The 19,603-nt window shown below is 71.4% G+C and carries 15 protein-coding genes; 4 read left to right on the plus strand and 11 right to left on the minus strand.

Translation table 11 applies throughout. From position 1 onward, the window contains the following. Positions 1-161: 161 nt before the first annotated feature. The 5 genes from ACFRU2_RS17255 to ACFRU2_RS17275 are packed head-to-tail and all read right to left on the minus strand — an operon-like array spanning position 162 to position 4,720. Positions 162-869 carry an ABC transporter ATP-binding protein gene (locus ACFRU2_RS17255; RefSeq protein WP_382972710.1) on the minus strand — a complete coding sequence of 236 codons (708 nt, stop codon included), beginning with the start codon at positions 867-869 and terminating at the stop codon, positions 162-164. Next, on the minus strand, positions 866-1,633 hold the full coding sequence (locus ACFRU2_RS17260) for an ABC transporter ATP-binding protein (protein WP_382972712.1): 768 nt from the start codon (positions 1,631-1,633) through the stop codon (positions 866-868). Before ACFRU2_RS17260 ends, ACFRU2_RS17255 begins: the two co-directional genes overlap by 4 nt. Then, positions 1,630-2,670, minus strand: a complete 1,041-nt coding sequence (locus ACFRU2_RS17265) for a branched-chain amino acid ABC transporter permease (protein ID WP_382972714.1) — start codon at positions 2,668-2,670, stop codon at positions 1,630-1,632. The genes ACFRU2_RS17260 and ACFRU2_RS17265 overlap by 4 nt, the downstream gene beginning before the upstream one ends. Continuing rightward, complete coding sequence (locus ACFRU2_RS17270) at positions 2,667-3,545, minus strand: branched-chain amino acid ABC transporter permease (protein ID WP_382972716.1); 879 nt, start codon at positions 3,543-3,545, stop codon at positions 2,667-2,669. The genes ACFRU2_RS17265 and ACFRU2_RS17270 overlap by 4 nt, the downstream gene beginning before the upstream one ends. A 2-nt stretch (positions 3,546-3,547) precedes the next feature. After that, a complete protein-coding gene (locus tag ACFRU2_RS17275) occupies positions 3,548-4,720 on the minus strand; it encodes an ABC transporter substrate-binding protein (protein WP_382972718.1) in 1,173 nt (390 codons plus the stop codon). A gap of 296 nt (positions 4,721-5,016) precedes the next feature. On the opposite strand from ACFRU2_RS17275, the gene ACFRU2_RS17280 reads away from it, so the two are divergent. The 3 genes from ACFRU2_RS17280 (at position 5,017) to ACFRU2_RS17290 (ending at position 8,796) form a co-directional block, all read left to right on the plus strand. Further along, on the plus strand, positions 5,017-6,654 hold the full coding sequence (locus ACFRU2_RS17280) for a carboxylesterase/lipase family protein (RefSeq protein WP_382972720.1): 1,638 nt from the start codon (positions 5,017-5,019) through the stop codon (positions 6,652-6,654). 260 nt (positions 6,655-6,914) lie between these two features. Further along, positions 6,915-7,622 (plus strand): tRNA-dependent cyclodipeptide synthase, encoded by a 708-nt coding sequence (locus ACFRU2_RS17285; protein WP_382972722.1) that lies wholly within the window; start codon positions 6,915-6,917, stop codon positions 7,620-7,622. Continuing rightward, positions 7,612-8,796 carry a cytochrome P450 gene (locus tag ACFRU2_RS17290; protein WP_382972724.1) on the plus strand — a complete coding sequence of 395 codons (1,185 nt, stop codon included), beginning with the start codon at positions 7,612-7,614 and terminating at the stop codon, positions 8,794-8,796. Before ACFRU2_RS17285 ends, ACFRU2_RS17290 begins: the two co-directional genes overlap by 11 nt. A gap of 115 nt (positions 8,797-8,911) precedes the next feature. On the opposite strand, the gene ACFRU2_RS17295 is transcribed toward ACFRU2_RS17290, so the two are convergent. The 6 genes from ACFRU2_RS17295 to ACFRU2_RS17320 form a co-directional block, all read right to left on the minus strand. Next, complete coding sequence (locus ACFRU2_RS17295; RefSeq protein ID WP_382972726.1) at positions 8,912-10,675, minus strand: beta-galactosidase family protein; 1,764 nt, start codon at positions 10,673-10,675, stop codon at positions 8,912-8,914. A gap of 40 nt (positions 10,676-10,715) precedes the next feature. Beyond that, the gene (locus ACFRU2_RS17300; RefSeq protein ID WP_382972727.1) at positions 10,716-12,668 is read right to left on the minus strand and encodes a glycoside hydrolase family 5 protein; all 1,953 of its coding nucleotides are present in this window, start codon (positions 12,666-12,668) and stop codon (positions 10,716-10,718) included. Between the two features lie 92 nt (positions 12,669-12,760). After that, on the minus strand, positions 12,761-13,621 hold the full coding sequence (locus tag ACFRU2_RS17305; protein WP_382972729.1) for a carbohydrate ABC transporter permease: 861 nt from the start codon (positions 13,619-13,621) through the stop codon (positions 12,761-12,763). A gap of 7 nt (positions 13,622-13,628) precedes the next feature. Beyond that, positions 13,629-14,648, minus strand: a complete 1,020-nt coding sequence (locus ACFRU2_RS17310; protein ID WP_382972731.1) for a carbohydrate ABC transporter permease — start codon at positions 14,646-14,648, stop codon at positions 13,629-13,631. After that, entirely contained in the window at positions 14,648-15,925 is a 1,278-nt protein-coding gene (locus ACFRU2_RS17315) for an ABC transporter substrate-binding protein (RefSeq protein ID WP_382972733.1), read from the minus strand. The genes ACFRU2_RS17310 and ACFRU2_RS17315 overlap by 1 nt, the downstream gene beginning before the upstream one ends. 137 nt (positions 15,926-16,062) lie before the next feature. Next, positions 16,063-17,250, minus strand: coding sequence for an ROK family protein (locus ACFRU2_RS17320; RefSeq protein WP_382972735.1), 1,188 nt, complete (start codon positions 17,248-17,250; stop codon positions 16,063-16,065). Between the two features lie 119 nt (positions 17,251-17,369). On the opposite strand from ACFRU2_RS17320, the gene ACFRU2_RS17325 reads away from it, so the two are divergent. Continuing rightward, complete coding sequence (locus ACFRU2_RS17325) at positions 17,370-19,535, plus strand: alpha-galactosidase (RefSeq protein ID WP_382972737.1); 2,166 nt, start codon at positions 17,370-17,372, stop codon at positions 19,533-19,535. Positions 19,536-19,603 lie beyond the last annotated feature (68 nt).

Genomic DNA, 19,603 nt, shown 5'->3' on the forward strand with positions numbered 1-19,603 from the left:
ACGACTATGTCCGATCTCCCACCCACCCCTCCGTCCTTCCCCCATCGGCGTCCCCACGCTAGTCACCTCCCCGCTGCCTCCGGCGAGGTGCGGTGCCGGGCGGCGCGGGCCAGGCAAGATCCGAAAGAGACGGCCTAGTGCCCCCTCCACGGATCGCCCGATCAGTCGACCCCCAGCAGGCGCCTCAAGTCCTCGGGACGGGAGGCCAGTTCCGAGGCGGCCGACTGGTGGACGATGACGCCCTTCTGCATCACCGCCACGCTCCCGGCGACGGACAGGGCCAGCCCCAGGTTCTGCTCGACGAGGACGACCGACATGCCCTGCTCGCTCACCTCGCGGATCACCTCGCCCACCTGGGAGACGATCGCCGGCGCGAGGCCGTCGGACGGCTCGTCGAGGAGCAGCAGGCGCGGATTGCCCAGCAGGGCCCGGGCGATCGCGAGCATCTGCTGCTCCCCTCCGGAGAGCTGGTCGCCACGGTGACCGAGCCGCTCCCCCAGGCGCGGCAGCAGGCCGAGGACGCGGGCCCTGGTCCAGGGGCCGCGCGCCGGGCTCCGCGAGGCGATCGTCAGGTGTTCGTCCACGGTCAGCGGGGCGAACACCCTGCGCCCCTGGGGGACCACGCCGACCCCCGCCCGGGCGATCACGTCGACACGGGCTCCGGCCAGCTCCCGGCCGTCGAGGACGACGCTGCCTTCGTAGGGGCGGACGAGCCCCATGACGGTCGAGATGAGGGTGGTCTTCCCGACCCCGTTCCGCCCGAGGAGGGCGACGGTCCCGCCCTCCTCGAGGTCCAGGTCCACACCGCCGAGGACGACGCCCCCGGCATAGCCGGAGCGCAGTCCGCGCATGCGCAGGAGCGGGTTCACGAGGTGACCTCCATGGTGCCGAGGTAGGCGGTCTGGACTTCGGCGGAGGCGCGCACCTCGTCCGGGGAGCCGGTCTTCAGATGTCTGCCGAGGTGCATGACCGTCACCGTGTCGGCGAGCTCGAAGACCATGTCGAGGTCGTGCTCGATGAGCAGGACGGTGACCTCCCGGGGCAGGGCGGCGATCAGTTCGGTGAGCCGCGCCGTCTCCGCCGGCGACATGCCGGCGGCCGGTTCGTCCAGGAGCAGCAGCCGGGGTTCGGTCCCCAGCGCCACGGCGACCTCCAGTTGGCGGCGCTCGCCGTGCGAGAGCTCGGCGGCCGTGAGGCCGTGCCGGGCGGGCAGGCCCACCCGGTCGAGCAGTTCGTCCGCCTGCGCGATCGCCGCGGCTCTGGAGCCGGTGCGAGAACCGGTCCGCGAACCGGTGCGAGAACCGCTGCGGCGTACCACGGCGAGCAGCACGTTCTCCAGCACGGTCTCGCGCAGGAAGAGACTGGAGTGCTGGAACGTCGCCGCGACGCCGAGCCCGACCCGGCGGTGTACGGGCAGCCGGGTCACGTCCCGTCCGTCGACGTGGATGGTTCCGGCAGTGGTCGGCAAGGTTCCCGAGATCAGGCCGAACAGCGTGGACTTGCCCGCACCGTTCGGGCCGATGATCGCGTGCCGGGCACCCGCCCGCACCGTCAGGTCGACCTCGTCCAGGGCCCGGAAGGAGCCGAAGTGCCGGGATGCCCGGCGCAGTTCCAGTAGATCGTGAGCTGTCACGCCGTCCTCTTCCGGGTGAGCCTGTGCGGGATGCGTACGCCGGCCAGTCCTCGGGGCAGCGTGTAGACGGCGATGACGAAGAGCAGTCCGAGCAGCAGCGGTCCGCGGCCGGCGACGGCTTCGAGGTTTCCGAGGTAGTCGCGGGTGAGCCAGACCAGGGCGGCGCCGGCGCAGGCCCCCCGCATCGAGCCGGAGCCTCCGATGACCACGGCCAGCAGGGCCAGCGCGGCGATCTCGAAGCCGGCGTCGCCGGGCGAGACGAACCGCTGGACCGACACCCACAGGGCCCCGGCGGCTCCGGCCAGTGCTCCGGCGCCGCAGTAGACGGTCAGGGCGTACCGCTGGGTGGGGTAGCCGATCGCCCGCATGCGGGGCTCGTTGTCGCGGATGCCGCGCAGGGCCAGGGCGAAGGAGGTCGAGCCCAGGCGGGCGACCGCCGCGTAGAGCAGCAGGAACACGGCCAGGACGTAGAAGTAGACGAGTCCGTCGAGCTCCAGGGCGGGCATGCCGGGCAGCGGTACGACGGGCGGGACGCCCGACATGCCGTCGGTGCCGTTGGTCAGGGACTTCCAGTTGACGGCGGCGCTGTAGACGATCTCCCCGATGGCCAGCGTGAGCATCAGGAACACCACGCCCCGGGCTCTCACGGCCAGCCATCCGGTCCCCGCCGCCACCAGCGCGGAGACGGCCGCGGCGACGAGGAGTTGGAGGGGGCCGATGTCGGTGATGCGCGTCGCCACGATCGCCGCCGTATAGGCGCCGACGCCGAAGTAGGCGGACTGGCCGAGGGTCGGCAGCCCGGTCAGACCGGTGAGCAGGTTCACGCTCAGTACGAGGAGGGCGAACACCAGGATCCGCGACAGGGTGCCGACGGCGTACGGGCCCAGCACGAAGGGGGCCAGGGCGAGCACGCCGGCCACGGCGGTCGCCGACAGCCGCCGCCGGGTCGCGGAGCCGGCGGATGCGGGAGCAGAGGATGCGGGAGCAGAGGATGCGGGCGCGGCGGATGCGGAGCCGGCGGATGCGGGTGGCCTCATGCGCGCACCGCCGAAGCGACGAGGCCGTGCGGGCGGACCACGAGGACGAGCAGCATGGTGCCGAAGAGGAGGAAGGGGGCGTACTCCGGGAGCAGCGCCACCCCGAGCGTCTGCACCTGGCCGATCAGGAGCGCTCCGGCGAGTGCGCCGCGCACCGATCCGAGGCCCCCCACGACCACGACGACGAGGGAGAGGACGAGCACGGTCTCGTCGACGCCCGGCCCGGGGCCGAGGATCGGCGCTCCGAGGACTCCGCCGACCGTCGCCAGGGCGGCGCCGGACGCGAAGACTCCGTAGAGCACCTTGCGGATGTCGACGCCGAGCGCGCGGACCATGTCCCGGTCGGCGACGGTGGCCCGGACGAGGGCGCCGAGCGAACTGCGCTCGAAGACGAGGTACACGAGGAGCGCGAGGCCGGCCGCGACGGCGATGAACACCAGCCGGTAGACCGGATAGGAGTGGCCGAGGAGGCCGACCGTCCCGCGCAGGGCCGTGGGCGGGTCCGTGGGCAGTACGTCTCCGCCGAAGGACGCGGCGAGGAGGTCCGCCACGATGAAGGTGATGCCGAGCGTCAGCACGGCTTGGTCCAGGTGTCCGCGGCGGGCCAGGGGCTGGGTGAGGAAGGTGAGCGCGGCACCGCCCATGGTGCCCACCAGGACGCCCGCCAGCAGTGCGAGCAGGAGCCCCGACAGGCTGCCGTCGGACAGGGCGTAGGCGACGTAGGCCCCGGCCAGGTAGAGGGTGCCGTGCGCGAGGTTGAGCACGTCCATCATGCCGAAGACCAGGGAGAGTCCGACCGCGATCGTGAAGAGCAGCAGACCGAAGGCGACCCCGTCGACGACGCTGACGAAGTTGCCGTCCAACCATCCGGACATGTTCAGCCGCCCAGTCTGCCGAGCTCGGAACTGACCGTGTTGGCACCCTGCTTGACCTCGCGCAGGTACCAGGGCTGGACGGGCGTCCCGCCGCTGTTGAACCGCCAGGTGCCGCGCGGGCTGTCGATGTCGCCCACCCGGGCGATGGCCGCGTTGACCGATGCGGAGGTCACCGTGGAACCGGCCGCCTTGATCGCCTTGTCGAGGACCTGCGCCGCGTCCCATGACGCCATCGCGTACGTGGTCGGGGCCGTGCCGTGGGCGGCCGTGTACGCCGGTGCGAACTGCTTGTTGGCGGGATTGTCCAGGTCCGCACTGTAGTTGAGGGCCGTGAGGATGCCGTTGGCCGCGTCTCCCTGCCCCTTGAGCACGCCGCCTTCGGTGAGGAAGCCGGGCGCGTAGAGCGGGATCTTGCCGGCCAGTCCGAAGTCCCGGTACTGCTTGACGAAGTCGACGGCCGCGCCGCCGGCGTAGAAGCAGAAGACGGCCTTCGCGCCGGACTTCTCGATCTGCGCGAGGTACGGCTGGAAGTTCTTGGTGCCCGGGAACGGCGTGTAGACCTCCTCCCCCGCGATCGTGCCGCCCGCCGGGAGGAAGGTGGACTTGAAGCCCTCCACCTCGTCCTTGCCCGCCTGGTATCCCGCGGCGATCAGGAAGACCGGACCGCCGGACCGCTCGGCCACGTGCTTGCCGAGTGCCTTGCCCGGTTCGTCGTTGACGTACGAGGTGCGCCAGATGTAGGTGGTTCCGGTGAGTGTCGTGGGCGAGGCGTTCGAGCCGACGAGCGGGACCTTGCCGGTCTCGAACAGGTCCTTGACGCCGTTGATGGTGGCCGAGCTGACCACCCCGCTCACCGCGAGCACCCGGTCCTGCTTGACCAGCTTCTCCGCTGCGGCCTTGCCCGAGTCGGCCGTCTCCCCCTCGTCGGCGACCACGATCTCCACCTCGCGGCCGCCGAGCTTGCCGCCGTGCTGCGCGACGTAGAGCTCGAAGCCCTGCTTCATGTCGTCGCCCAGCGCCTTGTAGGTCCCCGACTGCGGGACGAGGAGCCCGATCTTCACGGGCCCGCTCTGCTGCTCCTCGCCGGTCCCGAGGCTCGCGCCACCACACGCGGTGGTCAGCAAGAGCGCCGTCGATGCGGCGACCAGACCAACGGGACGAAACCGACCTGCCATGGGAACTCCGTACGTTGTCAACCAGCCCTGAAGGGCGGGATGTTGCTGATGAGATCGCCGTGGGGAGTCCCAGGCGCGGAAGATCCGGCGCTCAGGTCCAGGCCTGGCCTCCGGTCGAAGTGACACGTGTCTATCGCGCTTTTGCGACGCTCGTCAAGACTACGCAAGATATACGCCCGCACCCGCCCCGGACCCCTTGACCCGCGCCCTGCGCATGGCGCAATACTGACCCTCGTCAAATTCACGCTATAGATATTCCGGCTACGGGCCCATGATCAGTCAGGGAGTGAAGCACCATGACCGACGATCCATCACGGCGCAAAGTCCTCAAGAACAGCGGGGTGTTGGCGGGCGCCGCACTGCTCTCCGGGGCGGGCGGGCGCGCGGCACAGGCCTCCCCGCGCACCGCGGCCGAGTCCTCACCCGTCGTGAAACTGCCCTCGGGCCGACTGCGCGGGGCCACGGAGGGGGGTCTCGCCGTGTTCAAGGGCGTGCCCTACGCGGCGCCGCCGGTCGGCGCCCTCCGCTGGCGGCCGGCCCAGCCCCATCCCGGCTGGCAGGGCACGCGCGACGCGACCGCCTTCGGCCCCAGCGCCCCGCAGCCCTACCGGGAGGGAGGCGACCAGGTGCTCGGCACCCACGGCTCGCCCCCCTTCGACGAGGACTGCCTCACGCTCAACGTCTGGACGCCCGGAACCGACGCCGCCAAGCGGCCGGTCATGGTGTGGATCCACGGCGGCGGCTTCATCTCGGGGTCCGGCTCGATGCCCAACTACTCCGGCGAAACCTTCTCGCGCGACGGCGACCTCGTGGTCGTGACCGTCAACTACCGTCTGGGCCCGCTGGGTTACCTCTACTTCGGCGAGGAGGGCGCCGGGGGCAACTTCTGGCTCACCGACCAACTCGCCGCGCTGCGCTGGGTGCGCGACAACATCGCCGCGTTCGGCGGCGACCCCGACGACATCACCCTCGCCGGCCAGTCGGGCGGCGCCCTGTCGGTCGCGGCGCTGGCCGGCGCCCGCACCGCTCGGCGGCCGGTTCGCCCGCTGTTCCGGCGCGCCATCCTGCAGAGCCCACCACTCGGGCTGAAGATCCCCACCCGCTCCGAATCCCTCGAGCGCACCGCCGCCTTCCTGGACATCCTGGGCGCCAAGAACGTGTCGGAACTGCGGGCCGTGCCCTGGCCGCGCCTGATCGCCGCCACCTTCGACATGTTCGGGCGCACCGGACGCTGGGGCTACTGGTCGACCCCGTTCCTGCCGGTGATCGACGGAGTCACCCTGGACCGTGACCCCGCCGACCTGCTGCTCGGCGGAGCCGGGGCGGACATCGACGTCCTGATCGGCTGGACCAGGGAGGAGGCCAACTTCGCCTTCGCGCTGAGCGATCCGTACGCCGCCGCGACCAAGGAGCAGGTGCTGGCCAGGGCTCGGGACACTTTCGGGAACCGGGCGGAGCAGGCGTACACCGCGTACCAGGAGGCCCGGCCGGGCGCCCGCCCGGTGGACGTACTGATGGACCTGATCACCGACGACCTGTTCCGCATGCCCGCCGTGGCGCTGGCCGAGCGGCGCGCGGCCCGCGGACGTCCGGTCTGGGCCTACCAGTTCAACCTTCCGACGCCGGCGCACGGCGGTCGGCTCGCGGCCGCACACTGCCTGGAACTGCCGTTCGTGTTCAACAACTTCGACAAGTGGTCGCAGGCGCCCTTCCTCGCGGGGCTGAACCCGAGGGTCCGTGACGGTCTCGCCTCCACGATGCACACGGCGTGGATCTCCTTCATCCGCACCGGCGACCCGAATCACCACCCCATGCCGCAATGGGGTCGATACGACCAGGACACCCGCACGACCATGGCCCTCGACTCGGTCACCACCTCCGTCGGCGACCTCGCGGGGTACTGGCGTCGCCTCCACCATCCGGCAGAGCGGTAACCGGTCATCCTCCGGGGGTCGCCCGACGGGACGGGCGACCCCCCACAGGTCTCGCGGTCTCCGCCTCCGAGCGCTTCCTCCGGCTGCCGGATGACAAACGCCCTGCTCGTAGCCCTGGGCAACCGTGATGTCCAGCAGGTGAGTTACTGGCCGGAAGGCATGGAACGGTGCGCACCGCTCCGGTACCTTTCCGTCACGTCGCCGCCACACCCGGGGCACAGGGCCCCATGGGACTTGCGGCGCGAAGGACCCGACACCTGTTGACGACATTGACCGAAGTCTTCACAGTCCGGCCGTACACCCCGCACTGCCAGGTGATCCACACCGAAGGCGATCACGCTGTCATCGGCATCTCCCCCGGAAACAGCTACTTCTCCGCGCAGCGCGTCATCGACCTCGCCCAGTGGGGCATGCGCAATTTCGCGCAGGTCGATCTCATCTACACCGACCTGCACGTGGCCGAGATGTACGAGGCCCTGGGCTACGACCCCGACGAAGCCCGGCGCAAGGCGGTCAAGAACCTGCGGGGCGTCCGTGCCAAGGTCAACAACGCGGCGGCCGAAGCCGATCCCACCGGCACGCGTTTACGCGCCCGGCCCATGTCCGCCCTCACCGACATCCCCGCGTACCGCGCGCTCCACGCGCATCTGTACGACCTGCTCGACACCGACCCGGAATTCCGCAGCACCTGCAATTCCCTGGTCGACTCGTTCCTCTCCTCCAAGGTGCTGGGCGGCAAGACCGCCACCACCCGGCAGCGCGAAGTCTGCCTGGAGTACGTCTGCGCCGAAGCGCCGCTCTTCCTCGACACCCCCGCGATCCTCGGGGTGCCGTCCTCCCTGAACTGTTACCACCAGCTCCTGCCGATGGCGGAACTGCTCTACTCGCGCGGCTCGGGCCTGCGCGCCTCCCGCAACCAGGGCCACGCCGTCATCACCCCCGCCGAAGGAGCCACCGATGTCCACTGAGACCCTCCTCGACTTCCCGTTCTCCGCGCGCGGCGACCAGCTCCCCCACCAGGTGGAGGAGCTGCGCGACGAGCCGGTCAAGCGGGTCCGCACGATCGCCGGGGACGAAGCCTGGCTCGTCTCCTCCTACGAGCTGTGCAAGCAGGTCCTCGAGGATCCCAGATTCAGCCTGAAGGACACCTCCGCCCCCGGGGTGCCCCGCCAGTACGCGCTGACGATCCCGCCCGAGGTCGTCAACAACATGGGCAACATCACCGGCGCCGGGCTGCGCAAGGCCGTCCTGAAGGCGATCAACCCCAAGACCGACGGCCTCACCGACTGGATGCGCGGCCACGCCTCCGAGCTCGTCGACGGTCTCCTCGCCCACGGGGCGCCGGTCGACCTGCGCGGCCAGTTCACCAACCCGTACGCCGAGAACCTGCACTGCCGCATCCTGGGCATCCCGCAGGCCGACGCCCCGCGCCTGGCGTCCAGCCTCGACATCGCGTTCATGAACTCGGCCTGCCCCGTCACCGGTGCCAAGCTCAACTGGGACCGGGACATGGCCTATATGGTCGAGCGTCTCGACGACCCCGCGACCACCGGGCTCGTCTGCGAGCTGGCGGCCCTGCGTCAGGACCCCCAGTACGCCCACCTCACCGACGAGATGCTCGCCACCGTCGGGGTGACCCTGTTCGGCGCCGGCGTCATCTCCACCATGGGCTTCCTGACCATGGCCGTCTTCTCCCTCCTCCAGAACCCGGACGTGTGGGAGCAGTTGCGGAAGGCGCCGGAGAAGATCCCGGCCGCCGTGGACGAACTCCTGCGGGTCAACCTCTCGATCGCCGACGGCCTGCCCCGCCTGGCCCTCGAAGACCTCACCCTCGGGGACGTCGAGGTGAAGAAGGGGGAGCTCCTCCTCGTCCTGGTCGAGGCCGCCAACACCGACCCGGCCGTGTACGGCGACCCCCACGTCGTCGACATCGACCGGGAGAACGCGGGCACCCACCTCTCCTTCGGCGGCGGACCGCACTACTGCCCCGCCACCGCCCTCGGCAAGCGGCACGCCGAGATCGCCATCGAGGTGCTCCTGGAGAAGATGCCCCGCCTCCAGCTCGCCGTACCGGTGGACCAGCTCGTCTGGCGCACCCGGTTCATGAAGCGCCTCCCCGAGCGGCTCCCCGTCCTCTGGTAGCAGGGCGGTGGGACTAGGGGTCACGGCCGGACCTTCCGGTCGGGACCCCTCGTCCCGGCACACCGGCACACCGGCACACCGGCACACCGGCACACGGGCGGGGCCGGTCGGCGGGTCAGTCCTCGGTGCGGCCCAGGTCGGGGCGGTCGCGCAGCTCCACCGTGCGGGTGGCCGAGGCGTGCAGTTCGAGGACGGTGATCTCGTTGCGGCCCGCCCGGAGCACCGGGGCGGGGACGTACAGGGTGGCCTGTGCGCCGCGGGACCAGTAACGGCCCAGGGCGAAGCCGTTGATCCAGACGCTGCCCTTGGTCCAGCCGGGCAGGGCGAGGAAGCCGTCGGCCGGCTCCTCGATGTCGGTGTACCCGCGGTGGAAGGCGGGGCCCACCGGCGGCGCCATCGGATCGAAGGCGCCGAAGGGCACAGCTGCGAGGTCGGCGGGATCGTCCAGGGGCAGGGCTCGGCTGGTCCACCGTTCCGGGGCACGGCCGTTGACGAGGACCCGGCCGAGCAGTCCCTTCCGGTCGTGGATGCCCGGTCCGTAGTTGACCCGGCCCTGGTTCTCGACGAGGACGGACAGCCGGGCTCCGGGGCGGGGGACGGTGAAGGCGAGGGCGTGCTCGTGGTTCTCGCGTTCGAGTACGCCGACGGGCTGGCCGTCCACGAAGACCTGCGCGCGGTCGCGCACGTCCTGGACGGACAGCACGGCCGGGCCGTGGGCCGCCAGCCGGGTCTCGTACAGGACGAAGCCGAAGTCCTGGCCGAGTTGCTCCATCGTGAGCGGCCGGTCGCCCTCCACCGGTCCGCCGAGGAGGTCTGCGCACTCCAACAAGGGTGCGGAGTGGGTGAGTTCGATGGTTCCGTGGTCGAGCTTCGCGCCGGGGGCGGGCACCGGCCCTTCGGGGACGGGGCCGTACTTCGCGAGGACCTCCCGGAAGGCCGTGTACTTGGCCGTGGGGTCGCCGGCCTCGTCCAGGAGCGCGTCGTAGTCGTACGAGGTGACCGTGGGCCGGTACGTGCCCTTGTCGTTCGCGCCGTTGGTGAAGCCGAAGTTCGTTCCGCCGTGGAACATGTAGATGTTCACGGAGGCGCCGGCGGCGAGCAGCCGGTCGAGGTCGGCCGCGGCGTCCTCGGCGCCGCGCACGGTATGGGGTCCGCCCCAGCGGTCGAACCAGCCGATCCAGAACTCCGAGCACATCAGGGGCCCTTCGGGGAGGTGCGCGCGCAGCTCCGTGAGCCCGGCCTCGACCTTGCTGCCGAGGTTGACGGTGCTCAGTACTCCTTCGAGGCTGCCGCGCGCCAGGTCCGCGGGCTGGTCGCAGGTGAACAGGGGGACGTCCACGCCGTGCCGGCGCAGCAGTCCGGCCAGTTCGGCGAGGTAGCCGGGGTCCTGGCCGTAGGCCCCGTACTCGTTCTCGAGCTGGACGGCGAGCACCGGGCCGCCCCGGCTGCCCAGCCGGGACAGCAGGGGCGGCAGGAGCGCGCCGAGGTACTCGTCCACGGCCCGCAGGAAGCGCGGATCGCGGCTGCGCAGTGCGATGCCCTCCTCGGCGAGGAGCCACGGGGGCAGGCCGCCCCCCTCCCATTCCGCGCAGATGTACGGGCCCGGGCGCAGCAGGACGTACAGGCCTTCGGCGGCGGCGAGGTCGAGGAACCGGGGCAGGTCGAGACCCCCGTCGAGCCGGAACTCCCGGCGCCGCGGGGCGTGGAGGTTCCACGGGACGTAGGTCTCGACCGTGTTGAGGCCCAGCAGGCGTGCCTTGTGGAGCCGGTCGGCCCATTGCTCCGGATGGACGCGGAAGTAGTGCAGTGCACCGGAGACGATGCGGAACGGCCGGTCGTCGAGACGGAAGCCGTCTGCGGCGATCTCCAGTCGGGGCATGCCGTGCGCTCCTAGGGGAGGGGGGAAGGTGTGGACGGGGTCAGCTCAGGGGGCGGCACAGCAGGGCGTCGGGAACCCCGCCGTGGTTCCACTTCCAGGTGTGGGCGACACCGGCGATGTACTCGGTGTCGTTGCACTGGCCCTTGTAGCGGCCCGGCGCCCAGTCGCTGGCGTTCGAGCCGCCGGTGGCCGGGCGGCTGTCACCCTTGTCGAACCAGAGCAGGCGGTTCGTGGCAGGCAGGGTGGCGGCGGCCGGTGCGCAGAGCAGGGCCGACATGGCGTTGCTGCGGACGCTGTAGCCGACCGCGAAGGAGTTCGCGGGGCACTGCAGCTTGTTGTAGCCGCTCGCCCAGTCACCCCCGGTGACGAATCGCTCGTCCGTGACCGTGGTCCAGGCGCCGCCCGCCTTGGCGGGTCCGCCCGCGTCGGTGCACAGGCCCCTGCCGGAGCTGCGGGCCAGGCCCGTCAGCCGCTCGGTGTCCGGGCAGTTGCCCTTCCGGTTGCCCGGGGACCAGTCCGGCTTGGCGGACATGACGGCGGAGACGTTGTAGTCGGCGTGGTCGAGGTCGAGCATGTTCCAGTGATTGACCTGCGGTACCCGGCCGGTCCGGCCGGCGGTTCCGACCAGCCTGTTCCAGTCGTCGGCGCGCCAGTCGCCGCCGTCCCCGATGCCCTGGCGGACGCCGGTGGCGCTGTAGGACAGCAGGGCCCAGTTGTCCATCGGGGCTCCGGCCGCGTTGGTCCAGCCGACGAGCGGCCAGATGGCGAAGTCGGTGTCGTTGGCGACGAGGATGTCGGTGAAGTTGTGCAGCCAGGCCTTTTCCTTGGCGTTGTCGGAGCCGAGGCCGCCGGCCCCGAACTCGCTGATCCACACCGGAGCGGTGAAGTGCTGGCCGGCCCGGGTGACGAACAGTGCCTCGGAGTCGACCACTTGGGCGAGCTGCTGGGGGGTGAAGTCCTGGTAGCGGGGGTCGTTGGTGGAGCCGGGTCCGCTGCCGGCGCCGGTGTTGGCGGGGCCGGTGTAGGCGTAGAAGTGCGCGGAGTAGACGAGCTTGCCGGATTCGATCAGCGTGTGGGAGAGGTTGGCCACCGGTGTCAGCTGCGGGCGCCCGTGCGGGAGTCCGGCGAGCGGGATGCCGTACCAGTTGATGCCCTCCATGACGATGAGCATGTCGGGGTCGGCCTTCAGGATCCGGTTCCCGGCCTCCTCGTAGGCGGCGTAGGCGTCGTGGTCGTCGTACCAGCCCCAGTTGGGGTCGTCCCAGGTGTCGCGGCGCACCTCGTTGCGCAGGTCGGCGCCCACCACCCGCTTGTCCGCCTTGTAGCGGTTCACCATGAACACCCAGTCGTCCACCCACTGCTGGGTGCTCTGGCTGCTGTTCCAGCGTTCGTTGCCGTCCAGTCCGCAGCAGAACCGGGCGGTGGTGGTGTGGTTGTTGAGAATGACCGCGAACCCGTCGGCGGTGAGCGCCGCGATGACCGCGTCGAGCACCTGCAGCGGGGTCTTGCCCTTCAGCTGGGGGTTCGCGGCGACCGCCGCGTCCGGGACGGGGACGGTGTCGTGGACGAGGGCGTTGGAGAAGGGCAGCCGGATGCTGTTGAGGCCCAGGTGATGGAAGTCGGCCAGGATGGCGGCCATGGGGGCGCGGTCCAGGCCGAGGGGCATGCTGTGGGCGGATATGCCCGCGTGGTGGCTGGCGGGATCGTTGATGTCCCCGCTGCCGGTCCATGTCCCTTGGGCGCCGGCCCAGTTGCCGGCCTTGAGCTTGAAGCGGTTGCCCGCGGCGTCGACGATCCAGCGGCCCCGGGTGCTGAGCGGTGCGGTCCAGGAGGCGGCCAGTTCGGGACCCGTGAGGACGGTGGGCGCCGCCGGGGCGCCTGCCGCGACGGGGGCGGGGGCCGTCGCGCCGGCCGCGGTCGTGGTGCCGAGGAGCAGCGCGGACAGCACGGCGAGTGCCGAGGCCGCGCGTCGGAGCAGTGGTGTGCCTGTCACGTTGGATCCTTCGGAGAGGGAGGATGTGCCGTGCCGTGCCGTGCAGTTGCGGTTGCGGTGGTGTGTGCGGTTCCGTGTCGTGCTCTCGGGGCTCAGCCCTTGAGGCCGCTGGTGGCGATGCCCGCGACGATGTAGCGCTGGGCGACCAGGAACATGACGACCAGGGGGACGATCGTCACGACGGCTCCGGCGAACAGGCCGGGCAGGTTGATGGTCTGCGCGGTGAGGAACGTCGACAGGGCGATCTGGGCCGTCCAGGCCGACGGGTCCTGTCCGATGACCAGGGGCCACAGGAAGGAGTTCCAGCTGTCGATGAACGCCAGCGCGCCGAGCGAGGCGAGCATCGCCCCCGAGTTGGGCAGGGCGATCCGGCGGTAGAGGCCGACCCAGCCGAGCCCGTCCAGCCGTCCGGCTTCCTCGATCTCGGCCGGGAACTGGAGGTAGAAGTTGCGGAACAGCAGGACGGCGAAGGGGTTGAACAGGCCGGGCACGATGATGCCCCACAGCGTGTTCACGCCGCCCATGGAGCCGACCACGACGAAGGTCGGTACGAAGGTCACCGATCCGGGGATCATCAGGGTGGCGACCACCAGGCCGAGCAGGACCCCGCGTCCCGGTACGGGGATCCTGGCGAAGGCGTAGCCGGCGGCGGAGGCCAGGAGCGTGGAGACGGGGGCCGTGATGAGGGCGATCACGGTGGAGTTCGCCAGCGCCCGGCCCATGGACAGGGTCGGGTCGTCGAAGAGTGCGGAGAAGTTCTCGAAGTGCATCGTCGACGGCCACCAGGTCCAGTGCGGCGACGTGATGCCCCGGGCGTCCATCAGGGAGCCCCGCAGCATCAGGTAGAAGGGCGTCAGGAAGGCCGTGGTCAGCAGGCCCACCAGCAGTCCGCGCGCGCAGAGGCGCAGCGCTCCGGACAGTCTCGCTGCGGACGGTCTCGCTGCGGTCGTCATGGGCGGTTCACCCCTCGCTCCTGCCGAATCCGGTGAAGCGCCCCTGGATCAGGGTCACCCCGACGATGAGCGCGGTGAGCACGAAGGCTCCGGCCGATCCGAGTCCGTAGTCCTGGCTGCCCATCGCAGTGTTGTACAGGTAGCCCAGCGGGGTCTGGACGGGCGCCGAACCGGTCCCGGAGAGACCGCTGTTGAAGAGGTTGTAGAACTCGTCGAAGGCCTGGAAGGCGGCGATGAAGAGCAGCATGAGCACGGCGACGGAGGTGCCCCGCAGCATCGGCAGCGTGATCCTGCGCAGCAGCCGCAGGCCGGTCGCGCCGTCGAGGGCGGCGGCCTCGTAGAGATCGTGGGGGATGCCCTGGAGCCCGGCCAGGAAGAGCACCATGTAGAAGCCGACCTGGAGCCAGAGCCGGAGGGTGACCAGCACGATCCAGTACAGCGGCGGCGAGGTGGTCTGCAGCCAGGGGACCGGGTCCATGCCGAACCAGCCGCCGAGGGTGTTGGCGATGCCGGCCGGGAGCCCGTTGAACAGGCACATCTTCCACAGCAGCGAGGCGGCGACGTAGGACACGGCCGCCGGGATGAGGAAGACGGTGCGCAGCGCCGCCCGCCCCCGCCTGATCCGGTGGACCAGCAGGGCGAGCCCGAGGGAGGCGGCGAAGGTGACCGGCACGATGAAGGCGGTGAACAGCAGGATCTGCGTCAGGGAGCCGCGGAACGCCCCGTCGGAGAGCAGCGCCCGGTAGTTGTCCAGCCCCACCCACCGGCCGGGAGCGATGGTGCCGCGCGCGTCGCTCAGGCTGAGCAGGAAGCTCCAGCCGATGGCGACGTACTTGAAGACGCCGAGTCCGATCAGCATCGGAGCGGTGAGCAGCGCGAAGGCGATCCAGGCGGAGCGGCCGGCACGGGGGCGGCCCGCGCGGGGGCGACCGGCGCCGGGGCGACCGGCCCGGGCCGCCCCGGCCACGGACCGCCGGGACGGTCCCGGCCGCCCGGACGGCCCTGTGGTGTGCGGTGCGGAGAGCATCAGCCGCGCTGCTTGTCGATGGCGCCCTGGGCCTGCCTCACCGCGTCCGCCAGGACCTCCGCGGGGACCCCCTGCCCGCCGGTGATCTTCGCGGCGGCTGCCGAGAAGGCGGAGCTGACCGCGGTGTCCCAGGTGCCCGGGTTGGACTTGCCGTACTTGGCGGCCAGTTCCACGGCCTCCTTGGCGGCTCCGTCGGTGAGCTTCGCGGCCCCCGCCGCCACGGACTTGCGGGGCGGGACGTGGAACCCGTAGCTCTCGGCCCAGTCCTTCTGCAGGTCCGCCTGCCGGATCCACAGCCACTGGACGAACTTCTTCGCCGCGTCCACGCTCTTGCTCTTGGCGTTGACGCAGCTGGTCCAGCCCCCGACGCGCACGACGGGGGTGCCCCCGGCCTTGAAGGCGGGCCACGGCAGGACGCCGAAGTCCTCGCCCAGTGCGGTCTTGACGGCGGGCATGGCCCACAGGCCGCACCACTGCATCGGAACGACGCCCTGGACGAGGGCGGACGGGTCCCACCAGTCGGTGGTGAAGCCGAGGAGCAGGGACTTGTCCTCGTGCAGGCGCCGCAGGCCGGTCAGTGCCTCCAGTCCCTGTGGGGAGCCGAAGGCCACCGTGCCGTCGGTCACCAGGTCGCCGCCGTTCGAGCGGACGGCGAGGATCGGGCTGTCGCCGAGGCCGTCGTTGCCGAGGAACAGGCCCTTGCCGGACTTGGTGGTGAGGGCCTTGGCCGCCGCGACCAGCTCGTCGAAGGTGGTGGGCGGGGTGATGCCGGCCTGGGCCAGCACGCTCTTGCGGAAGTACAGCATCATGACGTCGTCGATCATCTTGACGCCGTAGAGCTTGCCGTCGACGCCCACACCGGCGAGGGCGTTGTCGTTGAAGTCCGGCCTGTCGCTGCCGTAGATCTCGTCGAGGGCGGCGATCTGGCCCCGGCGGGCCAGGCTCTCGCTGAAGTCGCCGATCTCGAAGACGTCCGGGGCCGCGTCGGTGAGCAGGGTCGCGTTGAGCTTGCCGGAGTAGTCGCCCGGAACCCAGGTGACCTTGACGGCGATGTCCGGGTGGGCCTTGGTGAAGGCGGTCGCGTAGCGCAGTGCGGCCTGCTGCGTGCCGGCCTCGCCGTACGCGTGGAACCAGACGTTCAGGGTGGTCTTCGTCCCGGCGGAGGCACCGGCGTTCGGGTCGGTGGAGCAGGCGGTGGTCACCACCGCTCCGGCGACGATCATCAGTGATCCGCCGAGAAAACGCCGTCGGCTAAGCTCGGTTCTGTGCGCGCTCATGTCGCATCCTTCCGTGAGGGTAGGCGGGATGTGGGTGTGTCCGGCCCGGTCCGGCCCGGTCGGTGCCCTCCATCAGTGCTTGCCGGCAGTGAGGGGCACCGGCCGGGTGGGCCGGGTGCGGTACGCGTGGTGCGCCGCTACGGGAGTGCCGCGGCGGCCGTGCTCGCCGGGAACAGCGCCTGGACCGCCACCGCGGCGGCTCCGCGGGCCCACTCCTCCCAGGGGAGCGGGCGCAGGGACAGGGGGCACTTGACCGCGGCCCCGAAGGCGTGTGCCGCGTAGGCGTCCTTGATGTGCTGTCCGAACAGGTCGTAGGTACCGGCTCCCTCGCCGCTGACCACGACGCGTTCCGGGCCCACGAGGTTGACCAGGGTGGCGATGCCGACGCCGATCGCGTGGCCCGCCCGGGCGAAGGCCTCGCGGGCCACGGGGTCCCCGTCGCGGGCCAGTTCCACGGCCCGGTCGAAGCCGAGGTCGGCCACTCCGGTCCCGCGGCGGACCGCTTCGAGGATCGCGCCGGTCGAGGCGATGGCCTCGACGCAGCCGACCGCGCCGCAGCGGCAGCGCGGACCGGCCGGGTCGACGGGGATGTGCCCCATCTCCCCGGCCACTCCGTAGGCGCCGGTCACCAGCTCTCCGTTGACGACGAGGGCGGAGCCGATCCCCGCGCCGATCGTGACCAGCGCGAAGTAGCCGGTGCCGACCCCCTCCCCGAACCAGTGCTCGGCAATGGTGAGTGCTTTGACGTCGTTCTCGATGGTGACCGTCAGACCGGTGGTGCCGGCCAGCGTCTCGGCGAGCGGTACGTCGCGCCAGCCGAGGCGGCCGGAGAAACGGACCCGGCCGCCGCCGCGGTCCACATCGCCCGAGACCGCGATGCCCAGGTGCCGGGTGCGGTCCCGGAACGCGGTGTCGGTGTCGAGCAGTTCGTCGACCAGTTCGGTCAACAGTCCTGCAACGGAGCTCGGTTCATGGCTGTCGAGGGTTCGTTCGGCCGTGGCCCGGACCCGGGCCCGCAGGTCGCACACCACGCCGAACAGCCGGTCGTCGCTGATCTTCACCCCGACGAAGAACTCCCGGTCCGGGGTGACGGCCAGCGGGTTGACCGGACGGCCGGCCCCGGGAGCGGTGCGCTCGGGCGGGAGTTCGTACAGGTACCCGTCGTCGATGAGCGGCCGCGCGGCCTTGGTGATGGCCGTCGAGGAGAGCCCGGTCCGGCGCGCGAGCTCCACCCGGCTGAGGGGACCCTCGGCCAGGAGCAGGGCGAGGACCGCCGTTTCGGCCGGTGCGGTGACCAGGGGTGGCTGGGAGTGGTTTCGAAACACGGGTGCAACGTAGAGCAAATAAATAACTTCGTCCAGTATTGATTTCGCCCCGGGGTCACCCCTAGCCTCTGGCCAACTCCTTGCCCGTACGCGGGCCTTCGACCTCAGGGGACCTCTTCGTGCCTGCCGCGCTCCCGCCCGTCACCTTCGACCCCGCTTCCGGCGTCGCCGTGCTCCGCACTCCGAACAGCGCGTACGCCCTGCGCATCGGCCCCGACGGCAGCCCGCGGCACCTGTATTGGGGCGCGCCGCTCGACACCGCCGCCCTGACCCTGCTGCCGGAGGCCGCCTCCCCCGCCGCGAGCAGCTTCGAGGCCGGGGCCGCGGCGGACGAGCTGGCCCCGCAGACCGGGGCGCGGTTCGGTCCGGCGGGCCTCCAGGTCCGCTTCGCCGACGGAACCGTCGGCGCCCAGTGGGAGTTCGCCGGGCACCGCATCGACGGCGGCGAACTGCGGCTGCTCCTCGCGGACCGCCGCTACCCCCTGCGCACGGAGCTCTGCTACCGCGTCCGGCCGGAGAGCGACGTCGTCGAACGCTGGGTGGAGCTCACGCACACCGGAGCCGGGGTCGGGGTCGAGGCCGAGGTCGGGGGCGAGGCCGGGGCCGGGGCCGAGGCCGGTCCGATCACCGTCGACCGGCTGGACTCCGCCTCCTGGACGGCCCCGAAGCTCGCCGACTACCGGCTCAGCCACCTCACGGGCGGCTGGAACAGCGAGTTCCAGCTGCACCGCGACCGGCTTCCCGTCGCCGAGACCGTCCTGACCAGCCGCCGCGGGCTCACCGGCCACCACGCCAGTCCCTGGCTCGCCCTCGACGACGGCTCCGCGACCGAGGAGCGGGGCGAAGTGTGGAGCACCGCCCTTGCCTGGAGCGGCAGTTGGCGCATCACGCTGCACCGCGACGCGGTCGGCCGCACCACCTGGACAGGAGGGTTCGGCCACGAGGGGCTGCGATGGACCCTGGAACCGGGCGGGAGCCTGCGCACCCCCGTGTTCGCCGGGCTCTACACCCCGCACGGCTTCGGCGCCGCCAGCCGGGCCTGGCACGGCTACGTCGCGGACCACGTACTGCCGGAGCCCGAACGGGAGCGGCCCGTCCTCTACAACTCCTGGGAGGCCACCGGATTCGACGTCGACCAGGCCGGCCAGATCAAACTGGCCCACCTGGCCGCCGGACTCGGCGCCGAGCTGTTCGTCCTGGACGACGGCTGGTTCGGGACGCGGCGCGACGACCGGGCCGGGCTGGGCGACTGGACCCCGCGCCCCGAAGCCTTTCCCGAGGGGCTGCGGCCCCTCGCCGACGAGGTCCACCGTCTCGGCATGACCTTCGGTCTGTGGGTGGAGCCCGAAATGGTCAACCGGGACAGCGAGTTGTACCGCGCGCATCCGGACTGGGTCCTGCACTCCCCCACCCGGGAGGCGACCGAACTGCGTCATCAGCTCGTACTGAACTTCGCCCGGCCCGAGGTCGAGGCCTGGGCCCACCGCACCCTGGACCGCCTCGTACGCGACCACGGGGTGGGCTGGCTCAAGTGGGACGCCAACCGCGCCTTCACCGAGGCCGGCTGGGAGGGGAACCCCGATCCCGACCGGCTGTGGATCGACCACACCCGGGCCGTCTACCGCGTCATGGACCGGCTGCGCGCCGACCACCCGGGCCTGCGCATCGAGGCGTGCGCGGGCGGTGGCGGGCGCGCCGACCTCGGCATCCTGGCCCGCACCGACCAGGCGTGGACCTCCGACAACACCGACCCCGTCGACCGGATCGCGATCCAGGACGGCTTCAGCCAGCTCTTCCCGGCCCGGACCATGGCCGCGTGGGTCACCGACAGCCCCAACACGGCCACCGGCCGGAGCACTCCGCTGCGCTTCCGCTTCCACGTCGCCATGTCCGGTGCGCTCGGCCTCGGCGGGGACCTGACGGGCTGGTCCGCCGAGGAGCTCGACGAAGCCGCCGCGCTCGTGGCCCAGTACAAGCAGATCCGCCCGCTGGTCCAGTACGGGATCCAGTACCGCATCAAGGCCGCGGACGGGGTGACGGCCGTCCACTACGCCGCCGGGGACGGTGGCGAGCACGCCGTGCTCGCCTGGCGGCCCGCGACCCGGTTCGGCCACCGGCCCGCCCCCCTCAGACTGCCCGCACTGGACACCGGCGCCCACTACCTGGACCCGGACCGGGACCAGGTGCACAGCGGCGCCGTCCTGGTCCACCGCGGCATCGAGCTCGCGCTTCCCGCCGGGGACTACGCGAGCCGCCTGATCCGGCTGCGCCGCATCACCCCTTGACCCTGCGGACCGGCCACCGCGCCGCTCCGCAGAGATCCGCACCCACCCACAGACACCCTGGACCGGCC

This window comes from Streptomyces sp. NPDC056883, assembly GCF_042788835.1.
GTDB lineage: Bacteria > Actinomycetota > Actinomycetes > Streptomycetales > Streptomycetaceae > Streptomyces > Streptomyces stoeckheimensis.